Source organism: Deltaproteobacteria bacterium (assembly GCA_029860075.1).
Lineage (GTDB): Bacteria > Desulfobacterota > JADFVX01 > JADFVX01 > JADFVX01 > JAOUBX01.
The window spans coordinates 1-14,663 of sequence record JAOUBX010000103.1 but is presented as its reverse complement, the minus strand read 5'-3'; the positions used below and the strand labels follow the sequence as shown (position 1 = coordinate 14,663).

Below are 14,663 nucleotides of genomic sequence, written 5' to 3'. Positions count from 1 at the left end.
CCGATGAAGCGCCCGATCAGAACGGAACCTGGATAAAGGTCGATTCCTTCGTTTACGAGCAGGTGGAAGGGGGCCGCATGAAGGGGAACATTCAACCCAAACATAACATGTTCTACGGCCGTTATTACCGTGTTGTCGCCACAGCGGGCATTCTCGACAGTGAAGACGAACCGCTTGTGGAAGAAGGCAATATAGCCACCTTCCGCACGAAAGATCCCCATATTTACGATATGGAGGGCGATTCCTTCACCGGCGGGCGCGACATTGCCCTTATGGCAAGGTGTCCTATTTCACCACCTCATAGACAGTTAAAAAAGATGAGAATAGTGATTTGAGTTGATTCAAAAAGTAGAGGAAAGTATTTTATTGGGTGATGGAAAAGCGGGGGAAGTGAATTAAATGGAAGTGGGGGGATAAAAAGTCCTGTTTTGGGTGTTTTCAAGGCGCACCTGTCCCACAAGGTTTTATTGTCCTTTTAAAAATATCAGGCTGCTTCTTTATATTGATACGCTTTTAAGTGGCTGTTGCCAAAGTGGAGTTCTTCAATGGGCGCACGAATTCGCTTGGCATGTTTGGGGGGCTTTTGTATCGGTTTGTTGTAATAGAGGTTATCCGGTGTTTGCCCGTTAATGGCCTGATGCAAACGGTACTGATTGTAGTAAAGCAGGTAGTCTGCAAGAAGTTTATCAACCTGCCTTTTATTCCTTAAAAAGAAAAAGCACATAAATTCATATTTCAGGGATTGAAAGAAGCGCTCAATCTTTCCGTTGGTTTGAGGATGACGCACAGAAGTTCTGATGTGTTTTATCCCTTGCCCTTGAAGGCAGGCTTTGAAAGCGTTGGATGTAAATTGTGAACCGTTGTCGGTAATGATTCGATTGGGTGTGCCGTGCTTTTCAAAAAGAGCTTTACATTCATCAATTACCCAATTTGAAGCAGGGTGAAAAGTTGTAGAAAGAGAAAAGACTTTTCTTGAATAGTGATCAATAACCCCAAGGATATAAACGGGAAATATCCCAAATAAATGCAAGGTAGTCAAATCAAGTGACCACATGGAATTTGGTTTTGATGCTGTGATTATGAGGAATGGTTTTTCTTCCTTTGGAGGCTTTGTCTCTTTATCCGGATATCTTTCCGGCTTGAGCAGAATCCTTCTTACCGTTGATGGAGAAATAAAAATGTGAAGACTCCACATATGGATGGCAATGCGCAGATAGCCCCAGGCGGAATTATTCCCTTTCATTATTTTAATCAACGCCACAATCTCAGGTCGCGTTTTGTACGGTGAAGAATGAGGTTTGGAGGATTTTGGTATAAGGTTGAAAATATTCTCTTTTGCTTTTTTGATGCAGGAGTAAAGGGTGGAAGGAGCTAAAGGAAGATAGCGGCGTATTTTCCTTTGAGGTATTTTGAATTTGAGGGCAAAAAAGATGAACCTGCATCTGGTCATAAAAGAAGGCTTGATTTTCTGCCGCCTGATTTGCTGTCTCATGATAGCGTTTGCCGCTTTGAGCTTTTGAATTTCCTGCTGTAAATATTGCATTTGCAAATCAGAAGAAAGAAAGAGAAAGGAAAAGGGTTGCAGTTTACAGAAAAAAAGAAAAAAGTGTCCCAGGATTTTGCCGGTCAAAGTGATCATGAATGCCCTCCGCTACGAATTGGCAAAAGGCCGTCAAATTAACACAGGGAAGGATTTAAACCAATAAACCAAACTATCAAAATTACCATCCCTAAATTTTTTATTTCTATTTGGGATGCATGAAATATTTGTGAGCAATTCGCTTCAAATGCAGGAATCGTAATTACCCCTTACTAACGATCTTTTGCTTTTGCTCTTTTACCGACCGCTGGCTGTACTTGGTAATGATCCTTTCCGTCATGACTATTACCCTGTATTGGGTGCAAAGACGATCATTATTCGCGGCTAGAAAGAGGGTAACGCTTACTTTGATGAAAAAGAAAAGGCAAAAAAAGCGACCCGGGATTTTACCCATTAAAATTATGAATGAGAACCTCCACTGAAAATTGACAAAAGGTTGTCAAAATAGTATAAACATGTATCTAAAAAATGTAGCACTATTGTCAACAGCCTTTCCATGCCCTGGCAGATGATTTCCTTTGTTTTATTGCTTATTTCCAGAAAATACATTATCTGGAAAGGCGGACTAAAGAAAGTCGATATTTATATCGATTTTCTTTATCGGTTTGGCTGAATTCGTTTGTAATATGCTGAAATATAAGCTTTATTTCTGTGTTTGGTTTTTTTTACACTTTAATGTTTCCTCATCGATATTTCTGTGAAGTCATTAAAAATAGTTAAACAAATCAGGTCTTTGCTACATGTGGTACAAATATTGCTAAAATAGATCTGCCTGGAGGCGCTTTTTATTAGAACCCCTGTTATGAAAGCATGCACCTGTATCCGGCAGATTGAGAGGCGGGAAATTAATAAAAATTCCAGGTTTTACCGGCAAACGAGAGGATGATAAGTGACTGATAAAAAGATTCTCATGAATAAGTTAATGAAAATAACCATGCTTGCCTTTCTGGCTCTTGGCCTTGCGCGTCCGGTGAATGCAGCTAATGAATCGCTTGCTGCGATAGAGTTTAATGTTGTCGGTGTAGGTGTTGAGGCCTCTCCCGATTATCAGGCCGTGCCCAAGGGAATAAACACGCAGGTTAATACGGCCTTTGTGGCGCCTGCCTTTGAGCTGACGCCGGAAGTACTGGGACTGATGCCAAGCGACTACGAGATCAAGGCCGAACTGACGGGCCCCGGCTTTCAGACACCTCTCACATTAACAACCAAACCGGGCCGGCCCTTCGATATCCAGACCCTTACATCCATTGGAAAGTATACGCTTAGCAATATCCGCCTCGTTGACGGTACGGGGCAGGTTCTTTTTGCCGCCAACCCGCAGGCCGTTACCATTGAATCCATTGGTGATCCGCTGGTAACGCAGGTAATAACGAGGGAGTTGACTGTAGAAGAACTCATCGAAAGGGGAGTAACCTTTGACAGTTCCAACTTTACGGCCTATGAATTTACGGCGGGGATTGCGACGGAGAGTGGCCAGATTCCTATATCGCTTCCTGTGATTATACCCGAGGAGATTACGCTCCAGACCAATCCTGAAAATATCCCGGCACCGTCAAACCTGAGCATCGTGCCGCCGCCTGTCAAATACCTTGCGCCCGAACCGGAAAACAACACCATCGAGGTGCCTCGCAATATGACCGTATCCCCTTTTGTTATGGAGGTCGATGATGAGGAAGGCGTAGAGAAAATTGATCTGCCGCCTATTCCCGGTATTGTTGTCATTCCCGGAAATATCGGCTTTTTGCACCAGTATTTCAGCGCCGTTCCCATGGTGACGAATGGCGCGCCTCTTGAATCGAACCTGATTGTTAAGGATTTGACGGCTACTATCCGTTTTCCAGCCGGGGCAGACAAAACACCCGGTACGGATGATGTGCCCGGTGATGACCCTATCAGGATGGCAAAGGGGGCTGATGGATTTTTTCCGAGGACGCTCCCTGTTATGCACCCCGGCGCTGATGGAATGCAAGGTACTGATGATGACATGAGCCTTATGCATCCGGCAGAGACGGGACAGGCCGACTTTACCATCGAAGGCCTGAAAGAGGGGACGCACCGCCTCGACTTCGATATAACTGCCACACTGGAGGGTTTGCCTATGGGACCTGTCCAGATCAAGGGTAAGGCCATAGGCGCCGTGTTGGTGAGAAATCCCGACTTCACGCTCACCTTCGGTCATCCCGCCACGGTCAGAACGGGAGAGCGTTATGATCTCTATATTACAGTAACTAATACAGGCAAGACCATTGCCAACCTCGTTTCACTTCACCTTAACCCCAGGGCCCTTTCGGGTTCGGCTTTTTCAGAGGGTGAAGAACCTGATAAACTGATAGAAAGCATCCCATCAGGCGCATCGGAGACGATCAAGTACAGCCTTGTCGCCCAGCTCACGGGCGCTGTTACGGCAAATGCATTTGAATCGGAAAGCATTAGTGGGCGTTTTAATCTCCGTGCCGGTGTGAATGATGACGGCATACCGCTTTCTCCTGATTCACTTATTCTCCCCTATACGGAAGGGCTTTCCGCTGATCTTACCGATTCGGCCGTGGGATTGCTGGGGATGGCCTGGAGTGTGGCCACGGCGCCGGCAGGGGCGCTGCCGGCTGACGTGACCTATATTACGAAAAAATATGTTACCAACGGGGCTTATAACCTTTCAGAAGCGGGCTTAAGAGTGCTCATCGGTGATTCGACGGTTAAGGCCGTCGAGGATCTGGCTTTTGATTTCTTCGGGTCCGATAAGGCTGATCCCGGATTTGACGAACTTCGCCGCCGCTCCGGCCAGGGACTCAATATGAATTATGCGCTGGCCAATATTTTCAGGGATGAAGTAACGGCAACAGATGCGCTTGACTTTCAGGCCGGATTTGCTGAAAAAGTATCCTACCGGCCGGGCCATATTTCCGTCATAACGAGTGACGCGCCTGTTGGTGTGCAGCTTTCCAGCGGTGCGGGAATGCGCACAGGGGGGCTGACAGCCGATGAGAACCTGAGAGAAATTCCTTATAGTGACCAGCTTATTATGGTTCCTGCCGGAGGCAGTACGAGCCGGGGCACGCTGACACTGGTAACGAAGATCGATTCGGCCGATTACAGGGCTTATGTCAGCGCCTGGGGCGATGCCACCTTTGATATGGGCCTCGTTCTTCCCGATGGGGCAGGGACTTTAAGGCAGATAAAGTTCCCCGGCATCTTCATGCCTGCCGGGAGCAAAGGGTGGATAACGCTTCTGCCCGGCACAAACAGTGAATATACATTCAGCATAGACGAAAATAATGACGGTGTGGCAGACAGTATTATTGACGGTATTTCTCTGGCTATACCCGATTCGCCGCCATCCATCGTGGCTGCCACACAGCTCGTTTCCGATTTCGGGCCCGGTGGTGACAAGCACGGGCGAAACGTGGCAGTTCTTTTCTCGGAGAGTGTTACGAAAGAGACGGCCCAGGAGGCGTTAAACTATCTCATTGATGAAAACCTGGTCAAGCAGGTGAGCATGCAGCCAGGGGACCGCATGGTCTTTATGCTGCTTCGTGACGGGGTAGGGCCTTTTATCGCAAGGGATATTACCGTATCTAACCTGGAGGATATGGCGGGCAATATAATGACGGCGCCGGAAAGTCTCCCCATTCGGATTACCGCCGAAGGGCCTGCCGCGCTTGTTAACGGACATGTGCGCCTTGCCAACGGCGAACCAGTCGCCGGCGCTACGGTAAGGCTGATGCAGCTGGTCTGGGTTGATGACGGTTTCAGTCTGGAAGAGCGCTATGCCATTTTCAGTGAAAAGGTATCGGCAGCCGACGGCAGTTTCCAGTTTGAATATGTGCTTCAAAATAACGACCCTCGCGGCCCTTTCATGATAGAGGTTACTCATGCTGCGACGGGTGAAAGAGGCCAGTTGACACAGGGTGTTGCCTATCACGAACAGGTGCTCGATCTCAATGTATTTATGAAGGCCAGGGGAAGTGTAACGGGCGTTGTTTATGATGAGAACGGAAATCCCGTCTCCGGCGCTGATGTCGTTATTAAGACCCTCAACGACAAACGGTCTTACAAAACCCGCAGCGATGGAACGGGAGCTTTCTCTTTTTCCCGTCTCAGCGCCGGCGCTTACAGCATCAATGCTGTGAACCAGGCCCTTTTATCTCAAGGAACCGTTATGGGGATCATTGCCGACGATGGCGGGGAGTCTACGCAAGATGTAACTATTTACCGGGTTGCTGATTTTACTGCGGGAGATGTGAGCGGTAAAGTGATCGGTCATGATGGAATGCCGAGAAAAGGGATTGTTGTTGAAATCTTTGGTGAAAAGTACACTAACTGGATGTACTCCGGGGAAGACGGGAGTTTTGCCTTTACCGGCGTATATACGGGAAGCGTCACCATAAAGGCCAGTGATTACGAAACGGGAGAAAAAAGCACAGTCAGGGCAATTATCAGTGACGGCGCCACGACCTCTGCCAATATCGTTCTCACCGGCACGGGGCGCCTTAACGGCAGTGTCACCCGCACCGAGGATTCAAGCCCTCTGGAAGGTATTTATATTACAGCCCGAACAGGTGGTACCCTGAAGATGACGCAGACAGACGCATCGGGAGCGTTCAGCTTTGAAGGGCTTCCCATGGGCAATATATTCGTTGAAGCAATTGATCCTTATGATTTTAACAAACGGGTGGCGTCGGGAACGGTCAGCCTGCTGACGCCTGCAGAGGCGGCTCAAATTTATCTTTATATTCCCGGCAAGACTATGGAAAGCGCAAGTATCAGAGGGACTGTATATAAGCGCGATGGAACGCCATGGTCCTTTGCCAAGGTAAGGCATATTATCGATTCGGGGCGTTATACAGAGTACAATGCCGACGCCGCCGGTGTTTTTGAAATACTGAATTTAGGGCTTGGAAACTACCGGTTTGCCGTTGTGGGAGCTAATGGGCTCTGTAACGGGACGGTGCGCCTCTGGTACGACACACAGGTTGGAACTATTGATTTGCGGCCTTTTCCTGTGGGAACGGTTAAAGGCATTACCTATGATAATTTTGCAGATAAGACGACTACCGGTGCAGACGTTTATTTGAATTCCATGAAACCCGACGCTACAGGATGGCTTGTTTTTTCTGATAAAGCAGATCACGCAGATAGTGATCCTGTAACGGGCGCCTTTGCGTTTACCAATATCTATAAGGGTAACTTTACTGTAAAGTCTTACAATGTATTCAGACCCACTCCGGTATCTGAGAGTGGCGCCATCAGCAGCCAGGGACAGGTTGTTCACGTCGATCTGCCCCTGAAGGGTGAAGTGCAGGCAGATGGAACGGTTGTCAACCAGCCGGGGTCCGTATCGGGCCGGGTTTTCTGGCCTGACGGAAGTCCTGTCGGCGCTGATGTTGAGGTGTCTCTCTCCTGGGAAAATATAAAGGTAACAACAGGTGATAACGGCAGCTATGAGTTCCGCCCCATTATTCCCCAGGGCCGGTATGCCCTGACTGCTCTTGAGACGGTCTCCCGGCTTAAATGGCAGGGGAATGTTTATGTCCGGTCCGGTCTCGATGTGCCTGTCAACATAACCCTGCTCGGTAAGGGATCGATAAGGGTTAATGTCTTTAATGCCGATGGCAGTATTGCTCCCGGTACGGCGGTAACCATTCAAGGCGTTGATTATCCGAATGATGAAGCCGGTCTTACGGCCGATGGGAATGGTTCCGTATGGGCAGTCAATCTTACTGAAGGCAAATACAGCATTTCGGCAATGGGAGACAATGGACTCGGAGGGCGCGCCGAAGGGATCATCTCCAAAGATGGGGAAAATGTCATTGTCAATATTACTCTCGCCGCATCGGGAATAGTCAGGGGTACTTTCTATAAAGCTGACGGTTTGACTCCCATTGCGGGCGGCCAGATCAAGCTTATTCAGAATGGAAAGACCATGGCCTATGCCATGTCATCTTCAGGGCCCGATGATACAGGGCGTTTTGTTATGGAGCATATTCCAATGGGCAGCTATTCTCTTAGCGGCTTTGATCCCATCAGCGAAAGATGGGGTGGTGGAAGCGGAAGGCTGAATTTTGATGGTGACATTGCAGACTCGACGGTCCGTATTACACCCATTGGAACGGTTGAGGGCTTTGTGCTTAATTACGGCAGCACGGAAACCATTCCCAATGCCCGTGTTTCCATTAGCGCCGGGGGATACAGCTATAATTCCGTAACGGGCCCTGACGGCAGCTTTATTTTTGCCGGTGTTCCTGCCGGGTCTTTTACCATCCGGGCCACAGACCCGACGAACAAACTGGTGGGTAAAGTGACTGGAAAAATCAGTTATGAAAGTGAGGTTCTTTCTGTCCGGGTAAACATTCCGCCCACAGGTTCGATTAGCGGTACCGTTTATATGCCTGACGGGGTAACTCCTGTTTTAAATGGCAAGGTGCGTTTGTCCGGGGCAGGCGAGACAACGATAGATGGTTTGACGGGAAGCTTCTCCTATACCAATCTGCCTGCAGAGAAGACTTACACCTTGAGCGCCTATGAACTGGGAACAAACCGTAAAGCGGGTAAAAATATAAGTATCGAGAATGACGGTGATGATGTTTCCGGTGATATCATTCTCAGGGGAGTCGGTGCCGTTGAAGGGACTGTTTATGATAATGAAGGCATACTGCTTGAGGGGGCAAGTGTAAGAATTAGTGGTTCCGGAGTTTCTTATACGACTTATACCAATGTAAGCGGGCATTACAGTTTCGGGGGAATTCCTGTCGGCAACCTGAATCTCTCCGCTACTCATTCAACGCTATCTACGGGCTCATCCGCCTCGGGTACGGTCAATTCCGAAGGAGAAGTGGTTACTATTAACATGACCTTCGGCCCCATTGCCGCAGTGACGGGTATTATCCTTCTTCCTGACGGGACCACGCCTGCTGAAGGGGTGGGCGTCGTTTTTACCGGTTGCAGTAAAAACTTTACCCTGGCAACGGGCGCCGACGGCATATTTAACTTCGGAAACCTGCCTCTCCCCTGCAGTTATGAAATTTATGCGGAAAATGGTTCAGCAACGGCCATTGCCAAGTATAGTAACTCTCTTGGGGCTGGTGATAATGGAAAGGTACAGGATACGGGCGCCCTTGTTCTCAATGACAAGCCTATCAGATTACTTTCCATCAACCCTGTATCAGGAACGATGAACATTCCTGTAAACCAGCAGATTGAAGTTATATTTAATGAACCTTTCGATTTGGGAACGGTAACGGCGTCAACTATTTACATCAATAAAGGCAGCCGGAAGATTCCTTCCTCTTTAACACCGGCAGCGGACAGGAAGAGTGTTATTATCACACCTGCAACTTCTCTTGATGGAGAAACCGCTTATACCGTTATTGTTACAACAGGCGTCAAGGACCGTGTTGGAAGGCCGCTTCCGACGACATACAGGTCGACCTTCACCACACTCGACAATTCTGCTCCTGTCGTATCATCCGTTTCTCCTGCTGACGGCGCTATTGAGATTGCGCCGGCCGGCACCATTCGTATTGCTTTTACAGAAAGCATTGATCCCGCCTATCTCGGTGGAATAAGTCTGCTTTCGAATACCGGTGTTGTGGGGGCAAATGTTGTCCTTACCAACGTCAACAGGACAGTGGTTCTTACTCCGCTGGCGCCGCTGGCGACAAATACGGCTTATACGCTTATTGTTTCCGGCGTCAGGGATGTTTCCGGCAATGTGATGAGCGGTTCCCATTTGTCATCCTTTAATACCATCGATTCGATTCCTCCTGTCATAACCTCTTTATCCCTGGCCGGCGGTGCGACGCCTATATTAGGCAGTTCTGTAAATGTTACGGCGCAAGTTAATGGAGATGATACAGCGCTCGTCGATTTCTTTGTCGATGGCGAACTCCTCGGTACCGATGGGACGGCGCCCTACACTTTAACCCTTTCTCTTGAAACGGAAGGGACCCTTACGGTAACAGCCGTTGCGCAGGACAAGGCAGGAAACAGGAGTGTTGAAAAGATGCTCACTTTTGATGTGAACCCCAATATGCCGCCTTCTGTTGAGATCACCTATCCTGCCGCAGGCAGTTCGCTATACCAGAACAGTCAATACAATGTCCAGGTTGCGGCAGCCGATGATGTTGCCCTTTCGGCAGTGACCTTTACTGCATCGGGAGCGGTTTCATTGACGGAGACAAAAACCGTGGCGGGAGACAAAACCTTTTCTGCCTACTTTAGAATGGTTATTCCAAAGGTGCTTCCCCATGGCAGTGAAATAACGCTTACAGCCATTGCAGTCGATTCCATGGGCAGTGAAAGTATTCCCTTTAATTTAACGCTTCTTTCCAATGACTCGATCAGTCCGCAGGCCTCGCTTTCAAGTTCCGGAGAGACGGTCAGGTTCAAACCGGGAGAAGAGGGCACGGCTGTTTTAAGGGCAAGTGATAACGATGCCATTGCCGGTGTTCAGTGCAGCGCATCGGGAGCCGCCACAGGATCATTGAATGTGGTAAAAGATGCGCCTCCAGGGTCCGTTTTTGAAATATTCACCTTTCAGGTCAGGGCCGATGCAGAACCTCACAGCAGTATATACCTGTCCTGCACCGTAAGGGATGTGAAAGGCAATTCAAGGGGTGTTAGCAAGAGAATATATGTTGCCGATCTTGTGCCGCCTCAGGCAGTTTCCAGTTCTCCGGCAGATAATGCCGTCAATATAGGTGTTAATTCGGGCTTGCAAGTTAATTTTGATGAAACGCTCAAAGCATCGACGGTTACTGCCGATTCGGTGAAACTTTTCACCGATGACGGAACAAACAGCCTTGTCGGGGGAACGGTAAGCCTGTCCACGGACAGGAAGTCGGTCCTTTTCGGCCTCTCTTCGTCACTTGCAGCCGCTGCCTCTTATAAGCTCGTCATAGGAGATACCGTCTCTGACGATGCGGGGAATACACTGGCTGTTCCCTATGAACTGCATTTTACGACGGACAGCACGGCGCCGACGCTGATCAGTTCATCGCCTGGCGCGGGAACGACTAACATTGCCGTTGATAGGGCGGTAACGCTCATTTTTAGCGAGCCGCTCAAGGCTTCCACAGTCAATGAGTCCTCCCTTATTGTCAGAAACGGTTATACGAATGAACCGCTCGCCGGGGCCATAAGTTTTTCAGGTGACAGGCGGACAGTGACTTTTGCTCCCGCTGCTGTACTGGCGCATGCGACACAATACGTGGTAACTGTTTCCGATACCATAGAGGACGATGCCGGAATCAATATTGAAGTTCCCTATGAATTCAGCTTTACGACGGACAGTACACCCGCCACGGTAGTAAGCGTATCTCCTGCGGACAACGCAACGGAGGTTTCCGTCACCGATTCACTGACTATTGTTTTCAGCGAGCCTCTGTCAGAGCCAACGGTAACTGCGGCCTCTGTTACGCTTGTCAATGATGCGACGAATGTGGTGGTAACAGGCAGCGTGGCCCTAATGGCTGATGAAGTGACAGTGACATTTGTACCGGCTTCTCTGCTTAATGGATCGACAACCTACAGGCTGACTGTAGATACGTCTGTTACTGATAAGGCCGGTAATCCTATGACAGACAGCTTTGTGAGCCGCTTTACGACAGACGCCACGGCGCCCGTTGTTCTCAACCTATCACCTGCCGACGGCAGCATTGATCTGGCGGCGGATATTGCCATTGACGTTAATTTCAGCGAAGCCCTTGACAGGGCGAGCGTGACGGCTGACCATTTGGTCGTTTCCTCTGCAAGAGGAGTGGAAGCAGGTGAATTGATCTTCAGCAATGGCGATGAGCAGCTTACCTTTAAACCGGCCTTGAGGCTGCAGTACAATACGGTCTACACGGTTACCGTCAAGGCCGGTATTACCGACGTCGGCGGCAATGCCATGGCTGCTGACTATGTTTCTACCTTCACGACAAAGAAGATCAACACCATCCGCTGGAACAACCGTATCAAGCTCACCATCGATCATACAAGGATCGATGAAGATATGGTTGATTTCCCTGTCCTTGTCAAACTGGGGGGCGCTTCAGGTATTACCGGCGCCGACGTGACGGCCCTCTTCGATGAACTGACTTTACCTGAAGACAGGAAGCGTATCGAAGTGACTACAGATGATGGCGTGACGCAGACCTTTGTTGAAATCGAGCATTGGGACCCTGTTAACAGAGAGGCGACGCTTTGGGTGAAGGTGCCTTTTGTGAGTGCTGTTGAGGATACGGTACTTTATCTTTACTATGATAAACTGCATCCCATGAATGATGTGAGGACGGCGGTTCAGGTGAGTGATGATTTCAACGGTACTGAGTTTGATGCTACAAAGTGGATTGTTAATAATAGTGAAAATGCTATAACCAAAAATGACAAAATAACCTGGTACTCTGATGGTACAAAGTGGGCAACCATATCTTCAACATGGAAGCTGGAGGGTAACTTCGATATTCAGATTGACTACGAACTGGATATCTGGAATCTGCCATTAGAACACCACTCTATAGGGATGAATATAAGTAAAGACAATGGCGAGTGGATGTTTTTGCGCCGATATTATTTTCCAAACGGTGTTGAAGCCATTGTTTCATCCGGTTATTTGAACGGTGCCTGGACAACTGGTCCTTATTATAACACTGCCGAAAAAACAGGAAAATTGAGGATAACAAGAACTGATTCCACACTCAGTACCTACAGGTGGAATGGAACAAGCTGGGTGCTTTTCAGATCTTATACCTTTGGCCCTGAAAGTGTCAGGTTGGCTCTTGTGGGTTACTTTAGAGGTGGTGTTGAAACCAGGGCCAGCCTCGATAACTTTGTTGTAAACCATGCTGATAAGATTTCCGGTCTTGTTGGCGATACAGGAGAAGCGTCCGCACAAAATGTTTGGGACAGTAACTTTGCCGCAGTTTACCATATGGCTCAGGATCCCTCCGGGACGGCACCACAGATACTGGATTCAACGAGAAACTTAAAGCATGGTGCGACTCAGGGTGGCATGAGTACAAATGACCTTGTTAGTGGCCTTGTTGGCAAGGCAACTGATTTTGATGGAGAAGATGATAAGATCGAAACAGGCCTTAAACCGGCTTATAGTGAAGCTACCCTTGAAGCCATTATTAAGACAACCCATAATCCTGTAACCGATGGTGGAAATAATACAGGAATCATTTCTAATTATAATTACATTGATGGCAATCACCTGGGGCTCAGACTCAACAATCCCGGTAAAGTTCGCTTCTTCATTGATGATAATGTGACACCATACTGGGGTGAAGAACATCCCGTCACTGTCAATGATGGAGTAAATCACTACGTTGCAGGTGTTTTTATTCAAAATTCTGAATTACGAATCCATGTGGATAATGAATTGCCTTACATCAATAGTTCAATTCTTACGAACACTATATCTTCAGGTACTGGCTTTGAGATTGGAGATGATGGTGTTACGACGGGCTTCCATAACTTCTCTGGTGTTATCGATGAAGTTCGTATATCAAAAATAGCCCGTTCCGCCGGTTGGCTGAAGGCGACACATTTCAGTAATGTAGACAGTCTTATATCTCATGAAGTACTCCAGGGAAGTACGGATGGGCAGATTGTCGATGCCGACGGTGACGGGCTCGGTAATGAAGAAGAAGTTATCTACGGCACCGATCCTTTGAACCCTGACAGCGACGGTGACGGACTTAATGATTTTGATGAAGTGTTCACTTATCATACCGACCCACTTAGCGCTGATGGTGATGGCGATGGACTGAATGACTATGATGAGGTTACGATTCATAGCACCGATCCTAATTCAACGGACAGTGATACAGATGGCCTGCCTGATAAATGGGAAGTTACCTATGGTTTGAATCCTGTTCAGGCTGATGAAGATAATGACGGAATAACGGATGTGGATGAAGATCATGACGGTGATGGTCTTTCCACTAAATGGGAGTTCTGTTTGAATCTTAACCCCACAAACAGCATGACGAACGGCAGTACTAATGACGGCAGTCGTGATGGTGACCGCGATGGCTGGACCAACTTGTTCGAAGTAACGACGGGCGCATCAAATAACTACCTGACAAATCCTTGTACAGCGGATACAGACGGCGATGGTGTTATAGAAGCTGATGAATTGAATGTGCTTGGTACTGATCCGACAAATAAAGATGATCTTTATGGGACGGACTTTACCCTATCCGGCGGCAAGACCATCAGGATTGAAGGTCATGCCTATTTCAACAGCTTAAGCCTGACCGGTAGTTCTATTATAACTGTTCTTGGTGCTTCTGCAACCGGGGTATCATCGATGGAGATAGAGGTGGCAGGGGAACTCTATATTGAGACAGGCAGCAAGATTGACGTAACTGGGAAGGGTTATCTTGGCGGGTGGGTGAGCGGCAACAAAGTTGGCCGAACCCTCGGGAATTTAACAGGCAGCTCGGAGAGCGAGGGAGGGAGTTACGGTGGTTACGGCGGGAGGTACTACTACCATCGCGTAAATAGCGTCTATGGTGATCCAGTCGATCCTAATAATGTTGGTAGCGGCGGTGGCGGCGGTCCTTACTCCTCTCAAAAAGGCGGCAACGGCGGCGGACTGGTTCGAATCAAGGTAGGCACACTAACGCTTGATGGCGGTATCTATGCGGATGGTACCGGAGGAGGAAGTGATGGGAAATATTATGGCGGCGGCAGCGGCGGCGGCATCCGTGTAGATGCGGGAACGATAAGCGGAAGCGGTCTCATAACATCAAACGGCGCATCAAGCAATGATGGTGCAGGCGGCGGTGGCCGAGTAGCTCTTTACTATGACACAATGACACTGCCCGAGAGCAATGTACAGGCCTATGGTGGGAAGAGTATTTATTATTGGAACAACAGCAATTATTATTACCGCAACGGCGGGGCTGGTACGATTTACCTGAAGGCCACCGACAGTACGAATGGCTCTATTATCGTAAATAATGATGGTGTTGAGCATACGAAGGTAACGCCTATGCCGGGGGGGACTTACGATACCATTACGGTAAAGGGTGGGAGTAATTTATATCTTTCGAAGGGGCTGAATGTTCTT

At 48.4% G+C, this 14,663-nt stretch carries 3 protein-coding genes; 2 read left to right on the top strand and 1 reads right to left on the bottom strand.

Features of this window, described 5'->3' with window-relative positions; all coding sequences use genetic code 11:
- The coding region (locus OEV42_19745) for a hypothetical protein (protein ID MDH3976503.1) at positions 1-335 on the top strand (335 nt) is incomplete at its 5' end.
- Between the two features lie 149 nt (positions 336-484).
- On the opposite strand, the gene OEV42_19740 is transcribed toward OEV42_19745, so the two are convergent.
- A complete protein-coding gene (locus tag OEV42_19740; protein ID MDH3976502.1) occupies positions 485-1,243 on the bottom strand; it encodes a DDE-type integrase/transposase/recombinase in 759 nt (252 codons plus the stop codon).
- A gap of 1,246 nt (positions 1,244-2,489) precedes the next feature.
- Between OEV42_19740 and OEV42_19735 the strand changes: the two genes are divergently transcribed.
- The coding region (locus OEV42_19735; protein MDH3976501.1) for a DUF2341 domain-containing protein at positions 2,490-14,663 on the top strand (12,174 nt) is incomplete at its 3' end.